General features: G+C 61.1%; 32 protein-coding genes and 1 tRNA gene. 9 read left to right on the forward strand and 24 right to left on the reverse strand.

From position 1 onward, the window contains the following. Window positions 1-7 precede the first annotated feature (7 nt). The gene (locus O3301_RS28160) at window positions 8-208 is read right to left on the reverse strand and encodes a YbdD/YjiX family protein (RefSeq protein ID WP_010396213.1); all 201 of its coding nucleotides are present in this window, start codon (window positions 206-208) and stop codon (window positions 8-10) included. After that, window positions 208-2,268, reverse strand: coding sequence for a carbon starvation CstA family protein (locus O3301_RS28165; protein ID WP_251350882.1), 2,061 nt, complete (start codon window positions 2,266-2,268; stop codon window positions 208-210). The genes O3301_RS28160 and O3301_RS28165 overlap by 1 nt, the downstream gene beginning before the upstream one ends. 241 nt (window positions 2,269-2,509) lie before the next feature. On the opposite strand from O3301_RS28165, the gene O3301_RS28170 reads away from it, so the two are divergent. The 6 genes from O3301_RS28170 to O3301_RS28195 all read left to right on the forward strand — a co-directional run bounded on the left by O3301_RS28170 (window position 2,510) and on the right by O3301_RS28195 (window position 9,518). Next, window positions 2,510-3,880, forward strand: coding sequence for a cache domain-containing protein (locus O3301_RS28170; RefSeq protein ID WP_305058101.1), 1,371 nt, complete (start codon window positions 2,510-2,512; stop codon window positions 3,878-3,880). Window positions 3,881-3,894: 14 nt separating this feature from the next. Next, a complete protein-coding gene (locus O3301_RS28175) occupies window positions 3,895-4,524 on the forward strand; it encodes a response regulator transcription factor (protein ID WP_099664952.1) in 630 nt (209 codons plus the stop codon). A gap of 302 nt (window positions 4,525-4,826) precedes the next feature. Continuing rightward, window positions 4,827-5,915 (forward strand): EAL and HDOD domain-containing protein, encoded by a 1,089-nt coding sequence (locus O3301_RS28180; RefSeq protein WP_369811614.1) that lies wholly within the window; start codon window positions 4,827-4,829, stop codon window positions 5,913-5,915. Window position 5,916: 1 nt separating this feature from the next. Further along, window positions 5,917-7,962: a bifunctional diguanylate cyclase/phosphodiesterase gene (locus tag O3301_RS28185; protein ID WP_305058103.1), complete on the forward strand. Its 2,046-nt coding sequence runs from the start codon at window positions 5,917-5,919 to the stop codon at window positions 7,960-7,962. A 121-nt stretch (window positions 7,963-8,083) separates the two neighbouring features. After that, a tRNA-Ser gene (locus O3301_RS28190) sits at window positions 8,084-8,173 on the forward strand. A gap of 196 nt (window positions 8,174-8,369) precedes the next feature. Then, window positions 8,370-9,518: an integrase arm-type DNA-binding domain-containing protein gene (locus O3301_RS28195; RefSeq protein ID WP_305058104.1), complete on the forward strand. Its 1,149-nt coding sequence runs from the start codon at window positions 8,370-8,372 to the stop codon at window positions 9,516-9,518. Window positions 9,519-9,724: 206 nt separating this feature from the next. Here the strand turns inward: O3301_RS28195 and O3301_RS28200 are convergent, their stop codons facing one another. The 14 genes from O3301_RS28200 to O3301_RS28265 all read right to left on the reverse strand — a co-directional run bounded on the left by O3301_RS28200 (window position 9,725) and on the right by O3301_RS28265 (window position 16,753). Continuing rightward, window positions 9,725-10,618 (reverse strand): hypothetical protein, encoded by an 894-nt coding sequence (locus O3301_RS28200; protein ID WP_305058105.1) that lies wholly within the window; start codon window positions 10,616-10,618, stop codon window positions 9,725-9,727. A gap of 156 nt (window positions 10,619-10,774) precedes the next feature. Next, on the reverse strand, window positions 10,775-10,963 hold the full coding sequence (locus O3301_RS28205) for an AlpA family transcriptional regulator (protein ID WP_305058106.1): 189 nt from the start codon (window positions 10,961-10,963) through the stop codon (window positions 10,775-10,777). Next, window positions 10,960-11,172, reverse strand: a complete 213-nt coding sequence (locus tag O3301_RS28210) for a hypothetical protein (protein WP_305058107.1) — start codon at window positions 11,170-11,172, stop codon at window positions 10,960-10,962. Before O3301_RS28210 ends, O3301_RS28205 begins: the two co-directional genes overlap by 4 nt. A gap of 16 nt (window positions 11,173-11,188) precedes the next feature. Continuing rightward, entirely contained in the window at window positions 11,189-12,046 is an 858-nt protein-coding gene (locus tag O3301_RS28215; protein ID WP_305058108.1) for a phosphoadenosine phosphosulfate reductase family protein, read from the reverse strand. Next, window positions 12,043-12,657 (reverse strand): hypothetical protein, encoded by a 615-nt coding sequence (locus tag O3301_RS28220; RefSeq protein WP_305058109.1) that lies wholly within the window; start codon window positions 12,655-12,657, stop codon window positions 12,043-12,045. The genes O3301_RS28215 and O3301_RS28220 overlap by 4 nt, the downstream gene beginning before the upstream one ends. After that, a complete protein-coding gene (locus tag O3301_RS28225) occupies window positions 12,654-12,893 on the reverse strand; it encodes a hypothetical protein (RefSeq protein WP_305058110.1) in 240 nt (79 codons plus the stop codon). The genes O3301_RS28220 and O3301_RS28225 overlap by 4 nt, the downstream gene beginning before the upstream one ends. Further along, a complete protein-coding gene (locus tag O3301_RS28230) occupies window positions 12,887-13,039 on the reverse strand; it encodes a hypothetical protein (protein WP_175539401.1) in 153 nt (50 codons plus the stop codon). The genes O3301_RS28225 and O3301_RS28230 overlap by 7 nt, the downstream gene beginning before the upstream one ends. Beyond that, the gene (locus O3301_RS28235; protein WP_305058111.1) at window positions 13,036-14,874 is read right to left on the reverse strand and encodes a replication endonuclease; all 1,839 of its coding nucleotides are present in this window, start codon (window positions 14,872-14,874) and stop codon (window positions 13,036-13,038) included. The genes O3301_RS28230 and O3301_RS28235 overlap by 4 nt, the downstream gene beginning before the upstream one ends. After that, window positions 14,864-15,217 carry a hypothetical protein gene (locus O3301_RS28240; protein WP_305058112.1) on the reverse strand — a complete coding sequence of 118 codons (354 nt, stop codon included), beginning with the start codon at window positions 15,215-15,217 and terminating at the stop codon, window positions 14,864-14,866. Before O3301_RS28240 ends, O3301_RS28235 begins: the two co-directional genes overlap by 11 nt. A 101-nt stretch (window positions 15,218-15,318) precedes the next feature. Further along, on the reverse strand, window positions 15,319-15,720 hold the full coding sequence (locus O3301_RS28245; RefSeq protein ID WP_305058113.1) for a hypothetical protein: 402 nt from the start codon (window positions 15,718-15,720) through the stop codon (window positions 15,319-15,321). Window positions 15,721-15,839: 119 nt separating this feature from the next. Then, window positions 15,840-16,103 (reverse strand): ogr/Delta-like zinc finger family protein, encoded by a 264-nt coding sequence (locus O3301_RS28250; protein WP_046682346.1) that lies wholly within the window; start codon window positions 16,101-16,103, stop codon window positions 15,840-15,842. Continuing rightward, complete coding sequence (locus O3301_RS28255; RefSeq protein WP_070292047.1) at window positions 16,100-16,288, reverse strand: hypothetical protein; 189 nt, start codon at window positions 16,286-16,288, stop codon at window positions 16,100-16,102. The genes O3301_RS28250 and O3301_RS28255 overlap by 4 nt, the downstream gene beginning before the upstream one ends. Window positions 16,289-16,335: 47 nt before the next feature. Next, entirely contained in the window at window positions 16,336-16,539 is a 204-nt protein-coding gene (locus O3301_RS28260; RefSeq protein WP_070292043.1) for a hypothetical protein, read from the reverse strand. A 10-nt stretch (window positions 16,540-16,549) separates the two neighbouring features. After that, entirely contained in the window at window positions 16,550-16,753 is a 204-nt protein-coding gene (locus O3301_RS28265) for a hypothetical protein (RefSeq protein ID WP_305058114.1), read from the reverse strand. A gap of 80 nt (window positions 16,754-16,833) precedes the next feature. Here O3301_RS28265 and O3301_RS28270 point away from each other — a divergent pair, with 80 nt between their 5' ends. Genes O3301_RS28270 through O3301_RS28280 form a run of 3 tightly spaced genes read left to right on the forward strand, consistent with a single transcriptional unit; the run spans window position 16,834 to window position 18,388 of the window. Continuing rightward, window positions 16,834-17,295, forward strand: a complete 462-nt coding sequence (locus tag O3301_RS28270; RefSeq protein ID WP_305058115.1) for a helix-turn-helix domain-containing protein — start codon at window positions 16,834-16,836, stop codon at window positions 17,293-17,295. Continuing rightward, window positions 17,292-17,651 carry a hypothetical protein gene (locus tag O3301_RS28275; protein WP_305058116.1) on the forward strand — a complete coding sequence of 120 codons (360 nt, stop codon included), beginning with the start codon at window positions 17,292-17,294 and terminating at the stop codon, window positions 17,649-17,651. The genes O3301_RS28270 and O3301_RS28275 overlap by 4 nt, the downstream gene beginning before the upstream one ends. A 50-nt stretch (window positions 17,652-17,701) precedes the next feature. Beyond that, window positions 17,702-18,388, forward strand: a complete 687-nt coding sequence (locus tag O3301_RS28280; RefSeq protein WP_305058117.1) for a hypothetical protein — start codon at window positions 17,702-17,704, stop codon at window positions 18,386-18,388. A gap of 349 nt (window positions 18,389-18,737) precedes the next feature. Here O3301_RS28280 and O3301_RS28285 read toward each other — a convergent pair whose 3' ends face one another. Genes O3301_RS28285 through O3301_RS28320 form a run of 8 tightly spaced genes read right to left on the reverse strand, consistent with a single transcriptional unit; the run spans window position 18,738 to window position 26,269 of the window. Continuing rightward, a complete protein-coding gene (locus tag O3301_RS28285; protein WP_305058118.1) occupies window positions 18,738-20,015 on the reverse strand; it encodes a phage late control D family protein in 1,278 nt (425 codons plus the stop codon). Next, window positions 20,012-20,620 (reverse strand): phage tail protein, encoded by a 609-nt coding sequence (locus O3301_RS28290; protein WP_305058119.1) that lies wholly within the window; start codon window positions 20,618-20,620, stop codon window positions 20,012-20,014. The genes O3301_RS28285 and O3301_RS28290 overlap by 4 nt, the downstream gene beginning before the upstream one ends. Before the next feature lie 15 nt (window positions 20,621-20,635). Next, window positions 20,636-23,506 (reverse strand): phage tail tape measure protein, encoded by a 2,871-nt coding sequence (locus tag O3301_RS28295; RefSeq protein ID WP_305058120.1) that lies wholly within the window; start codon window positions 23,504-23,506, stop codon window positions 20,636-20,638. Beyond that, window positions 23,507-23,620, reverse strand: coding sequence for a GpE family phage tail protein (locus O3301_RS28300; RefSeq protein WP_071650284.1), 114 nt, complete (start codon window positions 23,618-23,620; stop codon window positions 23,507-23,509). A gap of 8 nt (window positions 23,621-23,628) precedes the next feature. Continuing rightward, window positions 23,629-23,976: a phage tail assembly protein gene (locus O3301_RS28305; RefSeq protein WP_369812251.1), complete on the reverse strand. Its 348-nt coding sequence runs from the start codon at window positions 23,974-23,976 to the stop codon at window positions 23,629-23,631. Window positions 23,977-24,015: 39 nt separating this feature from the next. Next, complete coding sequence (locus O3301_RS28310; RefSeq protein WP_278318237.1) at window positions 24,016-24,525, reverse strand: phage major tail tube protein; 510 nt, start codon at window positions 24,523-24,525, stop codon at window positions 24,016-24,018. Between the two features lie 50 nt (window positions 24,526-24,575). Beyond that, window positions 24,576-25,751, reverse strand: a complete 1,176-nt coding sequence (locus tag O3301_RS28315) for a phage tail sheath protein (protein WP_305058121.1) — start codon at window positions 25,749-25,751, stop codon at window positions 24,576-24,578. Between the two features lie 35 nt (window positions 25,752-25,786). Further along, window positions 25,787-26,269, reverse strand: a complete 483-nt coding sequence (locus O3301_RS28320; RefSeq protein ID WP_305058122.1) for a hypothetical protein — start codon at window positions 26,267-26,269, stop codon at window positions 25,787-25,789. Between the last annotated feature and the right edge of the window lie 120 nt (window positions 26,270-26,389).

The raw sequence follows: 26,389 nt of genomic DNA on the forward strand, positions 1-26,389 counted from the left end.
GTGTCCGCTAACAGCAACCGCCACGCTTGCCGGCGCCGCCGTAACGCGCTTCCTGTCGTTCGCGGAAAAACTCTTCATACGTCATCATCGGCTCGCCGGGATGGGTCACTTCCCGGTGCGCCACGTAGGTGTCGTACTCGGGCAAGCCGCACATCAGCCGCATGCTTTGCCCCAGATACCGTCCAGCCTTGATGATTTCGTCGATCATCATTGCACCGTGGGCATGGCCTGGAACGGCGTTTCCTTGGTGCTTGGGCGGCTGTCGGCGCGCGCCTTCAGAATCGTGCGGATGCCGAAGAACAGCACGCTGACGACGACGATGACGAAGAAGGCGGCCAGGCCGGCGTCCAGGTAATCGTTGAAGATGATCTGTTGCATCTGCGCCACCGACTTGGCCGGCGCCAGCAGGGTGCCTTCATCCAGGGCCGCCGAGTATTTCCTGGCGTGCGCGAGGAAGCCGACGCGCGGGTTGGCGTCGAAAATCTTTTGCCAGCCCGCCGTCAGGGTGCACAGCAGCAGCCAGATGGTCGGCGTGATCGTCACCCACGCATACTGGCCCCGTTTCATCTTGAACAGCACGCAGGTGCCGAGGATCAGTGCGATGGCCGCCAGCATCTGGTTGGCGATGCCGAACAGCGGCCACAGGGTATTGATGCCGCCCAATGGATCGACCACGCCCTGGTACAGGAAGTAGCCCCAGGCCGCCACGCACAGGCCCGTGGCCAGCAGGTTGGCGATGACGTTTTCCGTCTTTTTCAAGCTAGGCACGAAGCTGCCCAGCAAGTCTTGCAGCATGAAGCGGCCGGCACGCGTGCCCGCATCGACGGCCGTCAGGATGAACAGCGCTTCGAACAGGATGGCGAAGTGGTACCAGAAGGCCATCATGGCCTTGCCGCCGATGGCGCCGGACAGGATCTGCGCCATGCCGACGGCCAGGGTCGGTGCGCCGCCGGCGCGCGAGATGATGCTGTGCTCGCCAACGTCCTTGGCCGTCTGCGTCAGCATGTCCGGCGTGACATAGAAGCCCCATTGCGAGATCGCCTGTGCGGCGGACTCTGCCGTGGTGCCGATCAGGGCGGCCGGGCTGTTCATGGCGAAATAGATGCCTGGCTCGATGGTCGAGGCAGCCACCAGGGCCATGATGGCAACGAACGATTCCATCAGCATGGCGCCATAGCCGATGAAGCGGGCGTGGCTTTCGTTTTCAATCATCTTCGGCGTGGTGCCCGAGGAAATCAGGGCGTGGAAGCCGGAGACGGCGCCGCAGGCGATGGTGATGAACAGGAAGGGGAACAGATTGCCCGACCAGACGGGGCCGGAGCCGTCGATGAACTTGGTCATGGCCGGCATTTTCAGGTAAGGCGCGACGACGATGATGCCGATGGCCAGGCCGAGAATCGTGCCGATTTTCAGGAAGGTCGACAGGTAGTCGCGCGGCGCCAGCAGCAGCCACACGGGCAGCACGGAAGCGATGAAGCCGTAGCCGATCAGCATCCACGTCAGTTCCGTGCCCGTGAACGTGAACATCGGGCCCAGCACCGCGTGTTCCTGCACGTACTGGCCGCCGATGATGGCCAGCATCAGCAAGACGAAGCCGATGATGGAAATCTCGCCGATGCGGCCCACGCGGATGAAGCGCGAATACACGCCCATGAACAGGGCGATGGGAATCGTCGCCATCACGGTGAAGCTGCCCCATGGGGAGCCCGTCAGCGCCTTGACGACGATCAAGGCCAGCACGGCCAGGATGATGACCATGATCATGAAGCAGCCCAGGAGCGCAATCATGCCGGGAATTTCGCCCAGTTCAGCCTTGATCAGGTCGCCCAGGGAGCGGCCGTCGCGGCGCATGGAAATGAACAGCACGATGAAATCCTGTACGGCGCCCGCAAACACGACGCCGGCCAAGATCCACAGCATGCCGGGCAGATAGCCCATCTGCGCGGCCAGCACGGGGCCGACCAGGGGGCCGGCGCCGGCGATCGCCGCGAAATGGTGGCCGAACAGCACATATTTATTCGTCGGCACGTGGTCGAGGCCATCGTTGTGCTTGAAGGCGGGCGTCATGCGGCGGGCATCGAGGCCCAGCACCTTGTCGGCGATGAACAAGCTGTAGAAACGGTAGGCGATCAGGTAGACGCAGACGGCGGCGATGACGATCCAGATTGCGCTGATCGGTTCGCCGCGTTGCAGGGCGACGACGCCCAGGGACCCGGCGCCTGCCAGCGCAAGCGCTGCCCAGCCGAGCTGTTTGAAAATGCGGTTCATGCTTCCTCCAGAGATTGACGGGCGCTGTGCCGTGCGATGATGTGTGCTGCCGAGCCTGGTCGTTGCCAGTTTGGTATGAATTGGTGTATCTGCAGCTTATGGCGAGTATTCAGGAATCGTATAATTGCCGCAAGCGCACGACTACGCAGTAACGCTCAGTATTACTACGCAGACCGATCGCGCCGCCGCGACGTAAAATCACGCATTCCCACCAGCATCGACGCCGCCGGAGCGCCAGGCCATGAAACTCAGACAGAAAGTCATCTTCCTGGCCATCACGCCGCTGATCCTCGCCCTGTGCGCCATCGCATTTGCCGTGCGGCACCAGGCCATCACCCTGGCCGAGCAGCAGCGCGCCACCATCCAGCAGGCGTACCTGGCCAGCAAGGAAGCCGAACTCAAGCATTACGTGACCCTGGCCAGCCATTCCATCGCTTCCCTGTACCAGTCGGGGCGCAAGGATGCCGCCACGCAAGAGGAAGCCAAGCGCATCCTGTCCGCCCTCAGCTATGGCGACGATGGCTATTTCTTCATCTATGATTTGCAGGGCAAGTCGCTGATGCATCCGCGCCAGCCCGAACTGGTGGGGCAGAATCTGTGGCAGTTGCGCGACGCCGAGGGTAATCTGACCATCCAGCGCCTGATGCAGCGGGCGAAGGGCGGCGGCGGTTTCGAGCGCTACAACTGGATCAAGCCGTCGAGCAACAAGTCCGCGCCCAAGCTCGGCTATGTGATCCTGATGCCGGAATGGGGCTGGATGATGGGCACGGGCATCTATATGGATGACGTGGACCAGGCGCTGGCCAAGGTCGACGCCCAGCAGTCGCGCAATATCCGCTCGACCATGGAATTGATCGCCGCCATCGCCATCCTCGGTTCCCTGCTGGTGGCCGCCTGCGGCCTGGTGCTGAACTTGCGCGAATTGCGCGTGGCCGACGCCAAGCTGAAAGTGCTGGCGCAGCGCGTGGTCGAGTCGCAGGAAGAGGAGCGGGCGCGGTTGTCGCGCGACTTGCATGACGGCATCAGCCAGTGGCTGGTGTCCATCAAACTGCAGATCGAGGCGGGCATCGCGCGCCTGGCCGGCAATGCCGAACAGAAAGACAAGGCGCCCGCCACGTTCGAGCGGGCCGCCGAGCAGCTGAACAAGGTGCTGGGCGAGGTGCGGCGCATTTCGCACAACCTGCGCCCGGCCATCCTCGACGACCTGGGCCTGGCCGCCGCGCTCGACCACCTGGTGCATGAATTTAACGACAGCAGCAGCGCGCAAGCCAGTTTCACGGCCAGCCCGGCGGCGGCGGGCGAGGGCTTGCCCGACATGGTCAATACCGTGTTGTTCCGCATCGCCCAGGAAGCGCTGACCAATTGCGAGCGCCATGCGCACGCCAGCGGCGTGGAAGTGAGCCTGCACGAGGCGGGCAAGGCGGTGGAATTGCGCATCCAGGATAATGGCGGCGGCTTCGACTTCGACGGCATCGCCCTGCATCCGCAGCGCGGCATCGGCTTGCGCAACATGACGGAGCGCATGGAAGCCATCGGCGGCAGCCTGCACATCACCTCGTCCCCGGCCGGCACCCTGGTGCTGGCGCGGCTCGGCCTTCCATCCACACACTAAATAGATACGCAACCATGACCGAGAAGATCAACATCCTGCTGGTGGACGACCACCCCCTCGTGCGCGACGGCTTGCGCGCGCGCCTGGAAGCGGTGGCGCATTTCGACGTGGTGGCCGAGGCGGGCGGCGCCGACGAGGCGTTGAGCCAGGCGCGCGCGCACCAGGTGGATCTCGTGTTGATGGATATCAATATGCGCGGCACGAATGGCATCGAGGCGACGGCGCTGTTCAAGCAGGCGTTCCCGCAGATTGCCGTGCTGATCCTGTCCATGCACGACAAGCTCGAATACGTGTCGCAAGCGATCGCCGCCGGCGCGCGCGGCTATGTGCTCAAAGATGCTCCTGGGAAAGATATCGTCTTCGCCATCGAGACGGTGATGTCCGGCGGCATCTATTACAGCGCGGCGCTGGCGCGGCAGCTGTCGCGCCCGCAAGTGCATGATTCCTTCCTCACCACGCGCGAGCAGCAAGTGCTGCAGCACATCGCGGCGGGCCAGTCGAACAAGCAGATCGCCCGCGACCTCGACCTGAGCGTGCGCACGGTGGAGACGCACCGGCTGAACATCAAGCGCAAGCTCGGTATCGAAGGGCAGGCCGAATTGATCAAATATGCGGTCGAGCACGCGCATGGCGGCAGCGCCTGAGCAGGCGCACGCGGTGCCGTGGTTTTGTCAAACCCGCATGACAGGCGGGTCTCCCGGTGGAATGTTTTTTTTGAATATTTATTGCCAAAATTAAACTGTTTCGTGGGTGAGATTCGGATAGAATGATTCTCGCTGTCGAAATGGCATCCCTGTCGGGCCAGGGTTGCCAATGCTGGTCAGTTTATTTACTATGGCGCCCTACCCACACTGAGATACCGATGTCAGCGTCTGAATCAAACCTGTTTCCGTTGGTGGGATTACAAGCAGTTGCCAATGCTCATAACGAGTGGGTCGCTGTCACCTTGCATGTACCGCAGGCCTCGACGGCGCCGCTGCTGGCAGCGCTGGCCGCCGCCGATGCGTATGCCTTCCTGGCGCCGCTCGATTGCATCATTCCCTTGGCCGACCCGCATGACGTGGACGAGGCCGTGCTGGCGCAACTGGCGCCGCAACGCACCATCTTCCGTTTGCCGGCCCATCTTGCCGGCGACAAGCACATCCAGAAAAAATGCCAGCAATGGCGCGACGCCGGCTATCGCCTGATTCTCGATGGCGCCGAAGCCGGTCCCGTGACGGCGGCGCAAGTCGAGGCGCGCGCGCTGAGCTTTGACGCGTCCGGCGCCCGTCCGGCCCTGCACCAGTTGCTGCCCTTGGCGGGACCGCACCTGGCCTACAACATCGCCGACGCGGGGCAGTTTGCCGCCTTGCAAGAACTCGGCGTCAGCTGGTTTGCCGGCGATTACGCCCTGCACCATGCGCGCCAGCAAAGCGAGCCGGAAGACGCCACGTCGCGGCGCCGCCTGCTGGCGCTGCTGGGCTTGCTGGCCCGCGATGCCGACGCGCACGAGCTGGAAGTGCCGCTCAAGCAAGATCCATCGCTCAGCTATCATTTGTTGAAACTGGTCAATTCAGCCGCTTTCGGTTTCACGGCGCCGATTACCAGCTTCAGCCAGGCCATCACGTTGCTGGGCCGGCGCCAGCTGCAGCGCTGGCTGCAACTGCTGCTGTATGCGCGGCAACAGGACGATGGCAAGATCCACGCGCTGTTGCCGCTGGCTGCCGTGCGCGCGGCGCAGATGGAAGCGCTGTGCCAGCTGCGCGGCGGCGACCGCGACGCGCAAGACCTGGCCTTCATGGCGGGCGTGTTCTCGCTGCTCGACGTGCTGCTGGGCATGCCGATGGAAGAGATCATCGCCACCCTGAACCTGGCGCCGGAAGTGAGCGTCGCTTTGCTCGAACGCAATGGCGAGCTGGGCACCTTGCTGGCGCTCGTCGAAAGCGCCGCGCCGCCGCCCGAGGGCTTGCGCCGCGCCGGCATCGATGGAGAAACCTATTGGCGCAGCCTGCTGCAGGCCTACCAATGGGCCATCCAGGTCAGCCGGAACCTCTAGCATGACCCTGTTTCCGGTGTCGGATTTCCTCGGTGACAGCGCCGCCCTGTGCGACGCCGTCGTGCGTTTGCGCGGCCCCGCGCTGGTCGCTGAGCTGGGCCGCATCGCCAGCGCCGTGATGGCCAGCCCGCACGGCCAGTTCCTGCCCGCGGCCAGCCTGGACGCCGCTGCGCCGCCCGCGCCGTTTCCCCGCGATACGCCGGCCTTGCTGCAGGAAATCAGTTTTGATGGCCACTGTTTCGGCCATTACAGCGTGGCCGGACGCAGCCTGTACAGCGACGCCGACCGCCGCCACCTGGCCAGCCTGGCATCCTTGACGGCGGGCGTCTTGCAAGTGCATTCGCTGGCGCAACGTTCCACGCACGCCTACGCGCAAGTCGAAGCCTTGCTGGCGCAGCAGACGCAAATCCTTGACCAGTTGCACGAATCCGTGCTGACGATGGACTTGACGGGCTACATCACCAGCTGGAACAAGGGCGCCGAGCGCCTGTTCGGCTACACCTCGGTGGAAGCCGTGGGCCGCAACATCCTGTTCCTGTACGACGATGAAGACACGGGTTTCCACGACGCCTTCCTGGAGCAGGGAGGACGCCTGATGGAGGTGCGCCGCCGAAAGAAGTCAGGCGAGATCTTCTGGGCCAGCCTGTCCTTGTCGCCGCTGCAAGACCTGGACGACAAGCCCATCGGACTCATCGCCTACCTGACGGATATCACGGAGCGCAAGCTGGCCGAAGAGCGCTTGCACCACCTGGCGTATTACGACCCGCTGACCAGCCTGCCTAACCGCACCTTGCTGGCCAAGCTGGTCGACCAGGCCCTCTCCGTGGCGCAGCGCAGCAAGATGCTCGGCTGCGTGCTGTTCATCGACCTGAACCGTTTTAAACTGATCAACGACACCCTGGGCCGGCGCATCGGCGACGAACTGCTGCGGCAAGTCTCGCTGCGTTTCCGCCATGCCTTGCGCGACCAGGACCTGGTGGCGCGCCTGGGCGGCGACGAGTTCGCCGTCGGCCTGTTCGACATCGGCCAGCATTTCGAGGCCAGCATGGTGGCGCAAAAGCTGCTCGCTTCCCTGGTGGAACCGTTCCTGATCGAAGGCCACGACCTGCGCGTGGGCGCCAGCATCGGCATCAGCGTGTATCCGCAGGACGGGCAGGACGCGGAAACCCTGCTGCGCCTGGCCGATATCGCCATGTACCGCGCCAAGCAGGACAGCGGCGGCGAAGGGGAAAGCGTGGCTTTCTACAGCCAGGACATGAACCTGGGCATGCAGGCGCGCATGCGCCTGGAAACAGGCTTGCGCCAGGCCTTGTCCGAGCAGCAACTGTTGCTGCACTACCAGCCGAAATACGCGCTGGGCAGCGGTCGCATCATCGGCGCCGAAGCCCTGGTGCGCTGGCACCACCCGCAACACGGCATGATCCCGCCCGCCGAATTCATCCCCCTGGCCGAATCGACGGGTCTGGTCGTGCAAGTGGGCGAATGGGTGCTGGAAGCGGCCTGCGCCCAGGCGCAGGCATGGAAACTGGCCGGCCTGCCGCCGATCCGCCTGGCCGTGAACGTCTCCGCCCGCGAATTCACGGCAGCCTTGCCCGCCAGGGTGGCGGCGACCCTGGCCCGCTACGGCCTGGAAGCGGCCTGGCTGGAGCTGGAAATCACGGAAAGCACCCTGATGCACAACATCGAGCGCGTGATCGGCATCATGGACCGCATCACGGCCCTGGGCGTGGCCCTGTCGCTGGACGACTTCGGCACCGGCTATTCAAGCTTGTCCTATTTAAAACGCTTCCCCATCGACACTCTGAAGATCGACCGGTCTTTTACCACCGGCATCCCCACCGACGCCAGCGACTGCGCCATCGCCAGCACCATCATCAGCATCGCCCAGCAGCTGCACCACAAGGTGATCGCGGAAGGCGTGGAAACGACGGAACAGCTTGCCTTCCTGAAGAGTTCTGGCTGCGACGAAGTGCAGGGCTACCTGTTCTCGCGCCCGTTGCCGGCGGGAGAGTTCGAGAAGGCGCTGCGGGAAAACTGGGGCGTGTAGGCTTTCCGTTGGCATACCGGCGCAGCTCACTGACCCCAGAGGCCGCTTTGGGGCTTAAATGCGTGCCACCGACTACTCGCCATTGGTAAGCCACTGAGCTTTATGTATAATGCTGCCATCTGGAAGCGTGGCCGAGTGGTTGAAGGCACCAGTCTTGAAAACTGGCGACGGGTTAAACTGTTCGTGAGTTCGAATCTCACCGCTTCCGCCAATCATATTCAAGGTTGCATTAAAGTACCGCATGGTACAGTGCGTAAAATCCTTGAAAATCAATGGGTTAAGAGAGTTTTTGCCATTCTGAATCGCAGATTTGGCTACCTTAAAACTCCTAGTCCCAAATTTTCACGTAGGTTCATTTGTAGGTATGATGCGGTTTTCCCATCTACCGTACCTACAGGAACCTCGCCATGGCGATCAATACCCTTACCGACAACGATTGCCGTAAGGCGCTCCCAAACAATGGGAAGCTGCGCAAGCTGTTTGATGGCCACGGTCTATTCCTGGCTGTTTTGCCTAGCGGAGGCAAGGTCTGGCGCGTAGCGTATCGCAATGCTGACGGTAAGCAGCAAACTGCGGTGATCGGGCCGTACCCACTCATTGGCTTGAAAGAAGCACGCGACCGACGCGATGCGCTCCGTTTGAAGCTGCTCGATGGGGAAGACCTCAAGCCAAAGCCCAAGGTGAAACCATCGATCACGTTCGATGTTGCGATCGCTGAATACTGGGCCGGCCGCACCGACATCAGCGAGGGTTACAAAGCCAATGCACTCAGGGGCCTGGCAATGCATTTGTCGCCGAAACTTGGGGGCATGCTGCTGCGCGATATCACGCGGGACGGCCTGATGGATGCTTTGAGGCCTATGGATGCCGCCGGCCTGTCCGTGTATGTTCGACGCGTGCGCATGTGGGCCGGCCAGGTGCTTGATTGGGGAGTTCAGCACGGACACTGCGACGAGAATCCGGCATCATCGATCAATGCGAAGGTCGCGTTTTCCAGAAAGCCGCGTGAGGGTTTCGCGGCGCTGGCCATATCCGAGGTACATCCATTCCTGGAGCGCCTTGCGCTGGAGGATGAAATTCAGTCCGTGCTGGCCTGCAAGCTACTGGCACTCACATGGACACGCACGGACGAGCTGCGCCGCATGACGTGGGCAGAAGTCGAGGGCGATATCTGGCGCATACCTGGCAAGCGGATGAAGAAGAACCGCGAGCATCTTGTGCCGCTGTCGACGCAAGCCCAGGCGCTGCTGAAAGAAATGAAACTGCGCTCGCGCGGAAGCGCCTACGTGTTTCCGAATGATCGAACCGGCAACCGGCCCATGAGTGAAAATTCGATTCTGTACCTCATCCACCGGATCGGGTACAAAGGTCGCATGACGGGGCACGGTTGGCGCAAGGTTGGGTCCACCTGGGCGAACGAGCATGAATTCAATACCGACCATATAGAGATGCAGCTAGCGCACAAGGACGGCGGGGTACGTGGCGTCTATAATTCGGCGGAGTACCTGAAGCAGCGCAGGGCGATGCTCCAAGCATTTGCGGATTGGCTGCTCTAAGTAGACTATCAACTTTATCCCTAGGCGTCTGCTTTTAAGAGATTTCCATTGGTCACTCGTGCTTGGCAAGCTCTTCTCACCGCGCTTACGCGCACAGCCAAGACTTGGTAAGCTGTGAGGGAGGGGCCTGGCCAGGCCGTCTAGCTGCGTAATGGCAGCAAGCGCATCCATATCATTGCATTCATGGTGCGTCGCTGAATACCTCGTTAAGAGTCACTACAGGCTCGCAGCTCGCAAGCTAGGACAGGGCTGGTTACAAGGCTCAGGCCATGCAGAACTTGACTGCAGCCCTCAATTGCTGGAACCTTCGTCGCCCGAAGGGGGGGCGATACTTGAGCTACGAATTTCTTGTCCAAAAGAACCTGCGTGCTTATGCCGAGCAGGCTGTAGATAGCTTGGGCTTTCTTTGCCAGCTTTTCGTCCGCTGTGACAAAAGTATCGCAGTAAGCTGCGTAGATAATGTGCGAAACGTCGTGAAGACGGGCTCGCGACTTGCTCCGCGCCTCTCTGTAATAGCCCATTTTTTCCAACATGTTTGCGGCTAGGCTAACAGAGGCTTCGAGCACGCTGAATCGATTTTTCAAGTCATCGAATCGCCAGAACAGTGCTTCAACCTGTTCGTCCTTGCTTATAAGTTCTGCAGCGTAAAGCGCGCGCGCAATTAGTTCACGGTAAACAATATTGCCCAAGATGTCCACTGGAGGGATATTGTTCATCTGCTTTGGACTCCCAGTGGGCTTGTCATGTGCGTCGGCTATGACGGCAGCCTCCATTCGTTCGGCCCACTCATTGTTATCGTATTGGTCGACTACGCGTGCATAGCAGTCCTGCGGTGATTCGTCGTACAGATCGACTTGGTCGCGGGTTACGGGGCGTAGCGCGTTTCTGCCGGCGATTTTGGACAGAAACTCGATTTCGGCCTTAGTAATAGATGGTGCTGTACCGTCCCTCATTGCTGAAGCTGCGATGTCCTCAAGGTGGGCTGGGCTAAAGACTACTAACTGGGCCTTGGCAGCGTCATTGAAAGCCGTCGTCAATGCCGGATGTAGCCCTGATCTCAGGTAGCTGATGACGTTGAAATCCAGATATAGTTTTTTCAATTGAATCTTTCAATTTTTTGGGTGGTAAAAATAGCAGATTGATTCAGTATTCCATGTTGCGGTGGAACGTCGGAATATGGCAGTCGCCCGGTGTCGGCTTCCCAGACTCTAACTCACCTGACAGTTCGTGTCAGGCCGAGTTAGAGTTAGCTTGATTTAAAGAAGTTTGATACCTGCTGCGTGCAGTGTGGAAAGGCGCCATCCGACCGTGCGGCGGCTGATGGCGATGTCGGCGGCCGGAATCTTGCCTTCTTTCAGCCAGCGCCGCAGCGTTTCCGAGGTAACGCCGATCAGCTTGTACAGGTCTTGGCGATAGATAATGCGGTCAGTGTTGGTAGTGCTCAATTTTTACTCCAAGTTGTTGTTTTATCGTCATTCGGGTTGGCAGCCGGCCTTGCTGTAGTCGGTAATGCGTACAGCGTCTGGTGCGCTGGCTCCCTACCGAGCATGTGGGCTGTAGCCAAGGCAAACGCTTCGGCTTCGGTGTGTTGGCAAATTTCAGCACCAGGCTTGCGGTAGTCGCGCAGCCGGCAAAACTCTTTGTATTCGTTCATTGTTGCTATGCCCCTTCTAATCCGTGCATCCGCAATCGGTTAAAGCATCATCAAAGGCAAAGGGGAACAGCTCCCCGTGATTCATCGCCATGTCATACATCGCCTGATAGCTAGGCCTGTCCTTGCGGAACCATCCGCCAGCACCCGATCCGGCCGTTTGGGCGTTCTTTTCCTGCTGAATCCACCACAGGGCACGGCTGGGCTTTTCGCGGATCAGGGATAGCACCTGGTTGCCGCCCTTCAGGAAACACAAATCGCAGTTGCCGTGCATCGTCTTGCCGCTCATATTCGGCAAGCCCAAGTCAAAATCTTGTGCCGCCCAAAACGCGCTGACGTCGGCCACGGTCAGGCCGGCCACCGCCAGGGGCGCTTCTTTCACTTCGTGCTTGCCGTAGTCCTGATTCGCCAGCCGCGCCACGCGCAATGGCTCGTCGGCGCGCATGCCGATAAACGTGGTCCACTCGACCAGGCCTATCGACTTCAGGTAGCGTTGCATCGGGCGTACCTTCAGTTCGGCTGTGCAGAAGCGCGCCACAGGGTTTGGCAGGAACTTCTTTTCTTCGTGCAGATCGGTGAACGGCTCGCCGTGGCGGCTGGCCGTAGCAAAGTCCACGATGGCAAATTCCTTGCCGCGCGCGGCGTTACGCGGGCGGTTCTCGATCCAGGTGATAGGGACGCCCCAGCGCTCGCCGCAATCTCGTACGAATTCAAGCGTCGCTTCCTCTTCCTTGCCGGTGTTGGCAAAGCACACCACGACGTCAGCCGGCAGCGTGCCGCCATAGGCCTGAATCGTCATCCACAGCATCATGCCGCTGGTGCGGCCGCCGCTGAACGAAATGACGCCCGGTCCGTCGAAGAGGAATGGGCTGTTCATGCCAGCACCATGCAGCGTCGAGCCAGGGCCACCAGCCAATGCGCCAGTTCGGCCGGCGTGTGCTCGCGTTCTGCCTTGCCGCATTCCGGCCGCCAGCCCGGATCTCCTTTCCGGCGCCGCTCGCCGGCGCGATTGCGACCGGACATGGCGATCACATGCGATGCGTCGCCCAGGACGATGGGCATGTCCGGAATTTGCACGGGCGAACAGCCGACGATGTACAGCAAGGTGGCTTTTTCCGCGCGGTGGCCAAAGGAGCTTTGGAAAATTGGCAGCGTCCAGCCACCAAATTTGTCCCGCTCGCCGGCCGCTGGCAGGCCACAGTGTGGCCAAAGGGTCGAGCGCTTTGGGTGTTCTAGCACCCCGCCGAACTTGCGCACCTGGGCGACGGCCCACACCGCGAGTTCCTTTTCGTCCGGGCGCGGCTTGGCCAGGTGGCGCAACGTGCCCCAGGAGCGGCAAGGCGGATGGGCCACCACGGGCACGCCACCCGGCCAGGCGCGGGCGTCGCGTTCCGCATCCCAGGCATCAACCGCCGGCATGGTTTTGTAGATCGAATTGGCGCGCACGAACAAGGCCGCCACGGCAGGTAATGAACGTTCCGCTGTCACGCTGGGCACCCGACAGGCGCGGTTGCCTTCTTGACCGCCTCGATGGCGCCCAGCGGCACCGCGCGGAACATGCCGGGCCACTGATGGTCCAGCTCCACCCAGGCATGCAGCTCGCCATTGCCCACGTCGCGGCGCAGGTCGTTGACGGTGCCGGCCTGGTAACCTTCGTCGGTATCGAAGGTCACGCGGTCGCCCAGGGCGATTTGCCGCGGCGAATTGGTCAGGGTGTTCAGCATTGCGGTGCTCCTTTCAGTTTGGCGGTAACGCCGCACACGCCGTAGCGGTCGATGGCGGCGTCGATCACGTCGCCGCTGGATGCGGCAACCTCAAAAAATTCAAAGCGTTCGGTTTGCGTGCGAACGATCACGGCATAGGTGCTCATGTGCCATTTCCTTCTTTGGGTGGGGTGTCGGGGAGGATCAGCCGGGGCCACGGGCAGGCGTTGACGGCCGCCCAAGCTGCAATCAAGGCTGTTTTTGCCTCGTCAGGCAGGTCAGGCATGGGCGCCGCCGGCGGCGTGGCCGGGGCAGGGCCAACGGGGTGCGTACAGTTATTTACACGAGTCCGAGGAACGGCAACCCCAACAGCCACCCCGCGCCCGCCTGTGGCCTGTACCGGCGTCCACGTATGGCGCACGGACTTGAAGACCACGCCGATCAGGTCGCTGCAGCGCACGCCGTAGGGCGTGATGCGTTGCGTTTCGCCGTAGCGTCCGATGACGGTCTTTTCGTCCTTGGCCAGGGTGACGACCAGTTCCTTGCGCGGCACCAGGGCGCCGCCCTGGGCGCGCAGGTATTCGGCCCAGCAGGCGCGCTTTTCGCCGTCGATCTTTTGCACGGCGTCCCAGGCACGGCGCATGGAGGCCGGCGCTTCGTTGAGCATGCTTTCCTCGATGCGGCGCAGTTCGCGCCAGACGGTGACGGGCGCGCCGCCCCATTGCTGGAATTGACGGATGCCCCAGCACGCGGCCCAGGACTCGACGCGCGCCGATGGCGTCAGCTCGACATCGCCTTCGGTGTCGGCCGTGACGACATAACCTTCTTTCGTCTTGTGCTCGGCTACGCCGTCGATGTTCTTGGCCACGTACTTGGCGATGTAGCCGGCGGCGCTGCCCTTGGCCCAGTCGATGCGTTTCACGTCCAGGCGGCGCGCGAAGGCGCCCGGTTCGCCACGGTCCACGCGCCAGGCGTAGCGCTTCATGATGCGGATGGCGCGGCCGGCCACGTCCTGCAGGTGGGCCGTTTTGTATTTCGCGGTAGGGCGTACGAACAGCAGCAGATGCCAATGCGGACAGCCATCGTGATGCGGCTCGGCGATGCGAAAGCCGTACAGACCGATGCCCCGGCGCGCCAGCGCGGAGCGGCACAGCGATGTCATCTTGCCCAGGTAGGCGTTTGCCTCGCGCGGCGTGGAGCCGTCGAACTTCTCGTTTGGCTTGCCGCTGTGCTGCATGGCGTGGAAACGCGATGGGCACGTCCAGGTGATGAAGATGCCTTGGTCGCCGCATTCGCGGGCGATCTGCTCGAAGCCGTTGATGCGCAACATCAGCTCGCCGCGCCGGATGGCCTTGTTGGCGGTCGTTTTCTCGGCCAGCTCGGCGATGCTGAATTGCTGGCCGTGCTCGTTCTGCACCAGGGTGGCGGCCAGCGCTGCCGCGTTGCGGCGGTTCTGCGCCAGGCGCGACAGCACGGCGTCATTGCTGGCGTAGGGTTCGCCGCGATAGTTGACGTAGCCTAGGCGGATGTTGCCCGCTTCAAAGGCGCGCTTGACGCGCTTGCGCAGTTGGCGGCGCCACCAGCGGGCATCGACCAGTCGGGAGATGGTGTCGGTCATCGTGTCGAACTCGGGCAGCTCGATGCCATACGAGGCGCATTCGTCTTCCATGATCTGCAAGGCGTGCGTTTCAGATATGGCCATCCACAGCATTCTGGTGACGCCCGAGGCGGCGCGCTCAGCAGTGGCCACGATGTCGGCATCGCTCTGCGACAAGTCGACGCCGGCCGGCACGTACTGCTCGGCGAATTCGCGCACAAAGCCGGTGGCGATGGATTCATAGACTTTGTACCAGGACGACCAGACCATCTTGGCCATGGCGGCCGTGATGACGCGGTTGCGCCACTTAAACGGAATGCGGGCCAGCTCGGGCGCGAACTGGGCGGATCGCAAGAAGGCTTCGTGACGCTGCGGGGCAGGCAGCAGGATTTGTTTAGATTGCATTCAACAGTCTTTCGTACACACGGATAGCGGCTGAGGTAGCGGCGCGCAGCTCGATGCGCTCTTCCTCGGTAAATGAGTGGATGGGCGATTCCCAGCGGTCAGCGTCCATGCCGGCGGCGATCAGCACGGAGCGGCGCGCGCCGCGTGGCGACAAGCCCCACGCCTGGGCGATGAAGGGCGCCAGGTTCCGCGGCCTGATGCTGCGTAGCTGGGCCTTGGCTTCGGCAATGGCGGCCAGCGCATGCCCGGCGCCCGGTGGCGTCGGCATATCCTTGTCGCGTGCGGCCAGAATCTCGGTGGCAGGCTGGAAGGACAGGTGGTTGTCGATAAGGGACGCCGGCATGGTTCAGTCCTTGATAAAACCAATGGCCCGCAGCACACCGGGGGCAATGATGATCAGGAGCGACAGCAGCCAGATGCCGCAGGTTTTGGCCAGGCGCAGCATCAGCGTGCCCCTGGCTTGAGAAAATGTTCTGCCCAGTACGGGAGCGTGTGCGATGCGCCGCAGCAGTGGCGGGAACCCGCTTCGTTGGCGAAAATGTAGTTCACCTCAATGGGCAGTTTGCCGACCAGGGCGCGCTGCTTGGCTGGTGCGAAAAAGCCGTCACGTTCCAGTGCCCGCGCATCGCTGACGATGAAAGTCAGATTGGCCGCGCCATAGGCGTGGTAGGTCTTGGCAATCTCATGGATGCGGGCGGTCAGCGCCGCGATGCCGATACCCGCGCCAGCTTGCAGCAGAAAACACGTTGGTGCCACGGGGACAATACAATTTTGCGAGGTCGGGCGGATCGTGCTTGATGCCAGGGATTGGTCGCCGTGACGGGGGGCGTGCAGCGTGTTTTCCATCGGTTTTCCTTATTTCAGGTTGAACGAATCCCGCACGCTCGAAAGGGAGCGCAGCAGGGCACAGCGAAGAGGGGAGTTACAGCGGCCGGGTTACGGCGGCGCGAGGATCGGGATAGTCATCAGCAGCCCGCAGTCAGGTCCAGGGCCAGCTGGCTGGTGGCCGCCGCGCGCGCATGCTGGGACATCGGGATGCGGATATCCGGCTTGGGCATGGCGGACAGAGAGAGGGTGCGCAGCACTTCCAGGCCTGCCACGAAGGAGTGCCCGCAGTCGGGGTTTTGGCACATGTAGGTAATTTCCTTGAACATGGCGGACATCGTGCGGCTTTTGACGGCGCGGACGGTGTATTCGCAATGCGGGCATGGCAGGCCGATGACTCTCATTTCAGCTTTCTTTCCACTTGGTACAGGGCGCGACCGCGACCTGTCATGTTTTTTGCCTGCTTGCGTAAGCGCGACTTGACGAGCCATTCAGCCGCCTGATCGATACTTGCCAGCCCCTGGCGTTGGCGCACGATTTCTAGCAGCGCGCGCTCGTCGTCATTGAGATTAATTTGATGATCTGGCATGTGGGTAGCTTTGCAGTTGCTTAAAAGTTACTATTCAGTGTCTCGGATTAAGCACTGCGAAGCTGTACGCTGTCGATGTTGGCTTCGTCACCTGCAATAACTGCCAAGGCTTCGCGCATGACGATCTGGCGTACCAGCACCGCAAGCGCTTCGCCCTGGTAATCGGCGAGCGAGGAAACAAGCTGGTGTTCGTAATCGTCCAGGCGCAACATGACGCGGTGGTTTCGGATACGTTTTGCATCTGGGTACATGGCGTTGTCCTTAGAGGGTGATTTGGGAGGCGATTTCGCGCTTGTAGTCGGCGAGGCCGCGCAAAATCAGGAAGCGCAAAAACCAGGCACGGGATCGTTCTTGCTGTGCGGCAATGGCCTCAACCTCCAGCACTTCATCAGGCGCCAAGCGGACGCCCAAAGGCTGAGAAGTGGCGCCCTTGGCAATGCGCCCGGTTTTGGATACGTTTTTCATAATGTTATGATGTGTAATCGCTACAGGATGGCGTAACTATAGTGGACGAATGTCCACATGTCAAATAAAAAAGTGGTCATATGTCGTATTTCAAAGATCGTCTTCGCGCCGAACGAAAGCGTTTGGGCTTGAGCCAAGAGAAGTTTGCGGCCTTGGCTGGCGTAACAAAAGACACGCAATTAAATTATGAGAGCGGCTCTAGGAAGCCCGATTCTGACTACCTGATAGCTATTTGCGGGGCCGGGGTTGACTCCCACTTTTTGCTGCATGGCACGCCATCTTCGGACGAGCTACCGGCAGAGGAAAGCGAGTTGCTGCTTGGTTTTCGAAAGCTAGACCTTCGGGGTAAGTTGCGTCTGCTCGGACTGGTTGAGGGGATGGCAGAAGGAGCTGCGCCAACTCCAGCTCCAGCTCCAGCTCCAGCTCCGCAGATTCAGCGTAAGCAAAAAATCACCATCAAAGGTGCGGTCGGACACCAGGTTAATGGTGACGTTGCTGGACCCTTGACCGTGAATGTCGCCAATAAGAAGACTATTAAATGATGAAAAAAATATTGTTGACCTTTACGGCCGTTACTTTAGGCTTCAGCATGTCAAGCGTGTATGCCGGCCCGTCAAAGTTTAAGGCGGAAGATATTGTGGAGCCAATTGCACCAACGATTGCTTGTATATCTGCTGAAGATTTGCTTACGGGATTCAAGTACGCTAGTGCAGGGGAGGAGACTCGACTGCAAGCACTGTTCGATGCCAAGAGGTGTCTACTAACTGGGCCAGGCGAAAAGTTAAAAGTGATAACCGTTGAGAATTCCCCCTTTATCGAAGCCGTCCCGGTTTCAGTAAAAGGGGCAGTCAATGGTCTTCATATTGCCGAACCTAACTACCGAAAAGCAAAAAAATAGAGCTGAAACATCGCAAGTCGCCGCATGAAGCAAAGTTTGATCGGGTAAAAATGGTAGACAGAGTAGAGTTTAAACGAAACATTAATAGTGCCGTGATGGGGGATTTAAACGAAGCGCCACGGCTCAGCAACGTCGTAACGCTTCACGTCGGCGATAAAGAAAAAGAAGTAGAGCTGATTACTTCGTATCAGCGCTCCAACATAAAATTACTTGTGGACAAGCTTGCCGTTCTAATTGGCGATGAAGAGATTAAGATTTATAGAGGGCTCATCACTGACTATGGCTTGCAAAAATTCAAGGAACTGCCGCGAAGCAAATATCAAGAGGTCAAAGCGACATTAGAAGCACGGATTAAGCAAGCCGGTAAATCGCCTGTCGAACCATTTTTTGATGTTGCGCGGGACAAGCCTGTTCAACTGGCGCCCCAGAGTTCCGGCACAGCCGCGCCCTGCCTGGCATGTGCTGAAAAATCGATTAGCTTTACACGTTTACAACGTACTGCACGCTTTCAATTCGCAGCGCTGATTGCTTGCCTGGCCGCTTGTGGTTGGCTACTTTATAAGGCAGAAGCGCCCACAGATCATGATGCCAGCTTGGCAAAGGATGGCAAATGCTATATCGCTGGGAAGGCTTATTCTATTGGCTACGTCGAACGCTCACGCGGCAGAGCCATGGAATGTGTCGGACAAATGGGCGATATGCCGGCAATGTGGCTGGATGCGAATCGTGGACGCTAGGTAAAAAAATATGAGATTCTTAATCAAGAAATCATCTTTTTTTGCATGCTTCTTTGTGTGCGTTTCGGCGGTCGCAGGCAATACGCCGTGCTCTGGCAGCAAGGGTGGTATTTCGAACTGCGATGGCGCGACATTCGTCTGCAATGATGGTTCAATAAGCGCTTCGAAAAAAATCTGCTCTTCCACGGGCAAGTCAGGAAAGGCGCCGTTGGCCGATGCTTCAGGCTGTACCTGCCGCAGCGGCAACTACTGCACCGGGCCGCGTGGCGGGGAATACTGCTTGAGCGACAGCGGTGCCAAGAGTTACCGGCGCCGCTGATACCCACTCACACACCTCTAGAACTTTTCCTTACTCCGCCTTATCGTCAGAATTGGCATCGTCTTGCTCTGGCATCCATGGCTCGTCGCTGTTTTCCCTGATGATGTCGCGCACTTCCTTGATGTGGTTCCATGCAGTTTTTGCCGCTCGTTTGGCAGCGCTCTTGCTCTTGTAAAGGTGCTCCAGGGTTTTGAGCTTGCTTTTTGAGCCTGCCTGCTCCTGGCCCGCCTTTGTCTTCTTCGCCGCAACGTCCTTCCACTTGGCCACCACGCCCGTGATGCCTTCATCCGGGTCTTTCTCCTCCTCTCGTTCCGCCTCGACCGCTTCCGTCTTCGTCTCAAACTCCACGCGGGTGGTAAAGCCGCTGCCGCCCAGGCTGTGCGTGACCTTGACTGAAAGCCACTCGGTGGCGTCGATCTCGGGCTTGAAGCCAGTCACGGTCACGGGCGATTGCGGGAACACGGCCGGGTTGCCCAGGGCCAGGGTCATTTCAAAGGTGGCCAGGCCGCGCAGGATGCGCTGCCATTCCGCCACAGCCGCCGCGCGCGCGTCGGTTTCGTTGGCGAAGGTGGTGCGCAGGCGCTTGCTGTTGCCAGGCACGCCGGCCATCACGCTGCGGCGGCGCGCATAGCGCTCGTCGTGCCAGAAGGCGCGCACGCCCGTGTAGGCGTCGCTTTCGGCGCTGTGATAGCGGTGGCCGTCGCCCAGGGCGCGCGTGATGGGGATGACGGGCAGCGCCTTGCCGCTGGCGGTGCGGCTCTGGTTGATGGAAATGAAGAGCAGGGTGTCGTTCTTGACGGTGGCCACCGCGTCGTATTTCCGGCCCAGCCGGCGCAGGAAGGCCGCATCGCTTTCGTGGGTCTGGTCGATGTGCTCGATGGCGGTATCGCGCAGGCGCGCCGACACGCCCGACGCCAGCTCGTTGCGAAAGGCAATGGCCTCGATGATGGCGCCCAGGGTGGTCTTGTGAAAGCTGTGTTCCTGCTGCTGTTTGAAGGTATCGATCAGGTTGGCCGACCTGGCGCGCAGGGTGATGGTGTCGGGCGCGCCGCTGTGCTCCACCTCGTCGACGGTGAACTTGCCCATATCCACCAGGCCGGAAGCTTGCCAGCCCAGCGCCAGGGCGATCTGCGCGCCGCGCGGCGGCAGGGCCAGCTTGCCGTCGCTGTCATCCAGGGAAATGTCGAGCTGGTCGCTCTCGTCGCCACGGCACAGGGTCAAGGTCAGATTAATCAGCCGCGGTGAAACGATGGCCGTTAAATCCTTGTCCTCGATGCTGACCTTGAAGGCGGGGATATGCTCGCTCATTTGAACTTGTCCGCCGCGCTGCCGATGGCACCGCTGATGCTGCCGCCGATCTTGTCTTTCATCTCGCTGACCACGCCGCCGTATTTCGACGTGATGCCGCCGACCACATTGCCCACCACGCTGCCGACGGCATTCTTGGCCGCGCCGGCAATGCTGCTGGTCATGCCATCGATGCTGAGCATGTTTTTCAAGTCGCCGATGTCGCCCAGGCCGACCATGGCCAGCACGCCGTCGTCGTCGCGCTTGAGTGCAATCGAGAAATCGACGCGGCGCGCGCCGCCGCTGCCGTCGAGGATGGTGCGGCCCTCGGTCATGCTGGTGATGCGGTAGGAGCCGAGAATGCGGCCCGTGCCCTGGATCAGAATCCACGACTTGCCCGTGTCGGCCATCATGCGCAGCGCATCGAACGAATACAGGGAGCCGGTCAGTTCCGGCGCCACCCAGCCCGACAGGGTGATGGTGTCGTCGCCTGGCCCAACGTATTGATGCGCATCGCGCAGGCCCACGCGGGCCGTGCTGGCGTGCTTCCATTCTGTTTGCCGCTGCAGCTCGTGATAGGCCAGCGTTGGCAGGCTGAATACGAACATTCCTAAAATCATCATCATGATGGTTATTCCTTGTTAATCGTGGTCGCGCAGGGAAGAGCGGATGCGCGCCGCCTTTTCGCGGTCGCGCTGTTCCATGGCCGCGTACACGGCGCGGGCGATGGCCTGGGGATCGGAACCGGCTTGCGCCTGGATGGTGATTTCGATCTTGTCGCCCTGGATCGTCATGCCGGCGCCGAACCCGCCTTGTGCCAGCGGCGCGCGCGTGTCGAAGGCGCTGGCGGGCAGGGCGGTGGCCGTGCCGATGGCGATGCCGGCGCCCAACTGCGTCAGGCGCTGGGCCAGTCCGGATACCTTGGCAATCGGCGCACCCTCGCTGCGGTCCAGGCCCACGGCCAGCCCCTGCATGGTGTAGTCGCCGAGCTGGGCAAACACGCGGCTCGGGCTGTGGATGCCCAGCTTTTCCTTGAACCAGGCAATGGTGCTGGAACCGGCATTGCTGATGGCGTCCTTGACGGCGCCCATGGAACCGGTGATGCCGTTGACCAGGCCGCGCAGGATGTTGGCGCCGAACTCGGTGAACTGCGCCGGCAGCTTGATGCCGAACCAGCTCATGACGCCCGCGAACGCCTGATAAAACACGCCGACCGGTGACCAGTTGATAATCAGGGCCGTGATGCTGCCCATGCCGCCGGCGCAGACGGTGCGCAGGCGCGACCAGATATCGGCGAAGAACGAGGCGATAGGCGCCCAGGATGCGGTGATGCGCTGCAGGATGCTGGCGCCGAAGTCGGTGAACTTGGCTGGCAGCGCGATGCCGAACCAGCCCAGCACGCCCGCGAAGGCGCGATAGAACAGGCCCAGCGGTGACCAGTTGACGATCAGGCTGCTGACGCCGCCTATGCCGCCGGCAAACGCTGTCTTGACGTGCGACCATACGCCGGTAAAGAAACCCTTGATCGGCTCCCAATATTTGTAGATCAGGAAGGCGGCGCCGGCGATGGCCGTCACGGCCAGACCAATCGGGTTGAGCATGAAGACACGGCCCAGCCACAGCACGGCGCGGCCCGCCCACATGAAGGTGCCGCCCAGGCCGCGCAAGATGGGCGTGAGCACGCCGCCCGTCACGCCCATCTTGGCGAACATGACGTGCAGCATGGCATACGGGCCGATCAGGGCGGCAATGCCCAGCATCAGCGGGCCGAGCACCAGCAGCAGGCCCGCCAGCACGGCAAAGGCGGTAATCATGACCTTGGCGACGGTCGGATTGCGCTCCATGAAGCCATTCAGGCGCTGCACGGCGCTGATGGCCAGTTCCAGCCCCTGCGCGTACAGCGGCAGGATTTTTTCGCCCATGGTGAGTTTCAAGTTGGCCAGCTTTGATTGCGCTTCCAGCTCCTTGCCGGCGGCCGAGTCGCGGCCCAGCTTTTCGAGCTGGCCGATATTGGCGGCGCCACGGTTGAGCTTTTCATTCTTGTGGATCTGCACGCGCTGCAAATACATCTGCGAATACAGGTTCGACGCCGTGCGGTTGGAAAAGATGCTGCCGATGGCATCGAGCACCTGTTTCTTTTCCGTGATGCCCTTCTTGGCCAGTTGCGGCAACAGCACCTTCTCCATCCACTCAAACTGATTTTCGCGGAACAGCTCGGAACCCAGTAGTGCACCGGGATCGAGGAATGCAATTTGCCCGGCTTTATCTGGCGTGACCTTGCTTTTGTCGCCAATCAGGCCAAACTCGTCCAGTTTCCTGGCCGAACGCTTCGTCGTGCGGCCCTGGTACAAGTTCTGATAGGCGCTCATCAGGGAGGTGCCGACGCGGTTGCCGCTCATTTCCTGCACCAGCGGTTCCATTTGGTAGTAAAAGGCGTCATCTTTCAAACCCTTGGCGGCGATGCCGCCCGTCTTGATCATGTTCAGCCATTCATTTGGGCCGACGCGTCCGCCCGTGGCGGTGATGACCTGCTGCACGATATTGGCCTGGGCTTCAAACTTTTCCTTGCTCTCCAGGCCGCCGCGCAGCTCGATTACCTTGAGCATGTCCATGAACTTGCGTTCGTTGTCAGCACCTTCTTCTTCGCCAAAAAAGGCGTGGTTGGCAAACTTCATCTTGGCCAGGGTAGGGGCGACCATTTCCGCGTGGTGCACATCGGCAAAGGCGCTCATGCCGTCGCGCATGAGCTGCAGGTTGTCGAGCTGGCTGGTGCCATAGGTTTTCATGTTGCGTGCGAAGGCGACGGCCTCAGCTGATACCTTGTCACCCAGGCCCAAGGCGTTGACGCGTCCCACTTCCGTTTGATAGTGCTTGGCCTCGTTCAGCCCCTTGACGACGGGCGCGCCGATGACGGCGCCCGTGGCGGTCGCGCCTGCGCCGGCCATGGCCAGGTTGCCCGCCTTGTTGCGCAGCTTGTCGGCGTGCTGGGTGGCGTTGGTGACGCGCTGCTGCTTGGCGTTTGCATTGGCCAGCTTCTGCTGCTGCAGCGTCATGGTTTTGTTTGTGGCCTCGATCTCGCGGCGCAAGGTGCGCTCGTGGTTGGCCAGGTCTTTGGTGCCGATGCCGGCGCCCGCCAGGCGTTCGCGCATGACCTGCAGTTGCTGGGCCTGCTCTTGGCCGGCCGTCTTCAAGGCGCCGGCCGCTTTGACGGCGGCGTTAAACTCGCGCGTCATGGCGCGCGTAGGCGCTTCCGCCTGTTTCATCTTGGCAGCCAGGCTGGCCACTTTCTGCTGGGCCGCTTCCAGCTTGCTGCGGGTCGCGTCCAGGCCGCCATGCAGCTCGCGGAATTTGCCGATGTTCTTTTGCTGAGCATTCAGGTCGCGCAAACGGTCGCTGGTCGCCTTCAATGCCTTGGCCGTATCGCTGGAACCGCCCATGATTTTTTTGAGCGGGCCGGTGATCTTGTCCAGCGCCGCAAATACCACCTGTAATTTCAGATCCCGACCAGCCATCTATTCCGCTCCGCTTCGTTGCCGGGCGCGTTCGCGCCAGGCCATCAGTTCATCAATCGTAAAGCCGTCCATCGCTGCCGGCGTCCAGTGGAAGACGCCGGCAATGTCGGCCATGGCGTCTTCTACTTCGCCGGGGATACCGAAAGGCGATCTGCTTTGCTCACCAAAAAAGCGCCCACCTCCGCGCCTACGCTCAGCAGGTCGGCCGGGTCCATGTTGGCGACGTCGTGCGCGGTCAGGGTTGGCTCGGTGATACGCGGCAGCACCACCTGTAGTGCGGTGACGCTCAGGTTGGCCAGATCGATCAGGGACACGCCGCGCAGGGCGCCCGCTTTGGGCTTGCGCACAGTCAGCGAGGTGATGAAGGTATCGCCGCGCTTGATCGGCTCGTCCAGCTCGATGACGGCTTGGTTTGTGTTTTCGTTGTTCATGCTGTGTTTGACGGCGCTGTTTTGGGTATCGTTGTGCATGGTGTTTTCCTAGTAGGGTGGTGGTGAATAAAAAGGGGATTACAGGCCGATGGCCTTGCGGATGGCCGCGTTGGTGTCGCCGCCGCCGAAGTTCTCGGTGCCGCTCATGAAGTCCAGTTCGATGACGGTGGCGCCGTCGATCATCAGCTTGTAATAGCTGCACGCCATGGTGTATTTGTGCGTGGTGTCGTCGCCCATCTTGGCCGCGCCCATATCGATTTCCTTGTAGCGGCCGCGCACGACTACCTCGACGGCGGCGACGCTGCCGTCATCGTCGTTCTGGTAAGCGCCGGCAAAGCGCAGTTGCACGGCGCCGTGCGTGTGCGCGCCGTACTGTTTCAGCGCTTCGGCGATCAGGCCGCCAGCGCTCCATTCCAGCGACAGCGCCTCGTTGCCGAAGTCCACGGACACAGGGCCGCTCATGCCGCCGGCGCGGTACTCTTCCATCTTGCGGCTGAGTTTCGGCAAGGTGACTTCGGGCACCATGCCCATGAACAGCACGCCGTTTTGAAATACGTTGAATTGCTTGAGTTTGTGGGGCATGCCCATAGCGTTCTCCAGTGGTCAGGTGCGCCCGCACGCGGCGGGCACGGGGATGGTTAAGCCGCGATGCGCGAGGCGAAGTCGGCCAGGTAGCGGTCGGTGATGCGCTGCTGGAATTTCAGGTTTTCCAGCGGCGGCACGGGCGTGTAGTCGTAATCGATGGCCAGCTTGCCGTCTTTCAGCGCCGTCTTGTCGTTGTACTGCTCGTCATACCAGGCATGGCCGTCGATGATGTAGCCTTGCAATTTCAGGTCGCGGAACTTGGCGTTGATGCTTTCCAGCAGGTCGCGCACCAGGGAGGGATGCAAGGGCACATCGACATAGGCGAAGTGCGCCTCGGCGATGGTGTCGGCCAGCACCTGGGCCGTGCGCGTGTAGCTCTCGAAATAGAAGAAACCGCCCGGCGCCTCGCAGGTGCGCGAACCCCAGAAGCGGTAACCGCCCATGTTAATCAGGGTGGTCACTTCGTTGGCGTTGAGCACGCCGGCATCGGTGGCCGGGTCTTGCAGGTCGAAAAATACGTCCTTGCTGATGCCGGTCGGGCCGTTGACGACGACATTGGACAGTGTCTTGTGCCAGCCCGTTTCCTCGTCGATCTTGGCGCGCAGGCCCATGGCGTAGGCCACGGCGGAAATACTCGCTTCCTCGTCGGTGGCGGTATTCCAGTGGACAAAATCCGGCCAAATCATCATGACCTCGCGCTGGCCGAACTGGCCACGATAGGCGGTGGCCGCGGTAACGGTGGCGCAGCCATAAGCCGACGCATACACGAAGCCGCGCAGGCGCTGCGCCACGCTGGCCAAGGCATTGGTGACGGCCTGGGTGTCCAGCCCCGGCGCGCCCAGGATGCGCGGTTTTACGCCGAGTTTACTTTGCGCGGCCAGCAGCGCCTGGGCGCCCAAGTATTTGCCATCGGGCGACACGCCACCCACGGCGTTGCTGGTGGTTTCCGCTTCCGTTTCGCCTTCGGCCACGCGTACAACGATGGTCAAGGGTTTGGTCTGCGCGGCGATGGCCTGCAGGCTGCGGTACAAGGTGCCCGTCTTGCCGGCCTTGCCCATGGCGGCCAGCACGTTGGTAACGAGCACAGGTGTGTCGAGTGGGAAGGCCGCCGGGTCGGCATCGTCGGCCGTGGCGATCAGGCCCAGCACGGCCGTGGAAACGGTGCGGATGGGGCGCGAACCCTCGTTGATTTCAATGACGCGCACGCCATGGTGGTAGTCGGTGGCCATGTTGCTCTCCTGGTAGGTGGTAAATGTCGGGGGTGTTACTGGGGGCTGCCTGCATCATCGAAGGAACGCCGGGCCTCTTGTGGCAAGGCGTCGGCGATGCGCTGGAATTCGGCGCTGACGGCCGCATGCAGGGCGTCCATATCCTGCGCGGCGGCGACCGCTGGGCAGACGGTGATGTCGAGCAGGCAGGTGCGCGCCGTGGCGATGGCTTGCGCGGTTTCCGCGTCACCGCTGGCCATGGCGGCAAAGCCGATACCGGCCAGGCGGTTGAGGATGCCGTCACGGCGCGCGCGAACGGTGTTGAGGTAGACGGCGCATACCTGGCCATAGGGAATGGGGGCCGGCGGCGTGATGCGCAGCGTCCCTTTGACAAATTTGAACGATCCGCCGGATGCGCGGACGGTATGGGCGGCCAGGTGGTCCGCCTCGGATACCTCAAACACATCGGATGGGATGTCCTGGTACTCGATGCACGTAGGGTAAAAGAATCCGGTGCTCGGTGAATATCTGACGGACATGATTATTTTCCAATCGCAAAATAGGATGGGGTGATGCCGCCCGAAAGCGCATTCCCGTTGTAGGTGTACAGGCGGCAGCCCGTTTTTGTCTTCATACCGGCGTTGACGTTGCTGGGCAGA

Origin of the sequence: Janthinobacterium sp. SUN211 (genome assembly GCF_030587315.1) — a bacterium.
Classification (GTDB): Bacteria; Pseudomonadota; Gammaproteobacteria; order Burkholderiales; family Burkholderiaceae_D; genus Janthinobacterium; species Janthinobacterium kumbetense.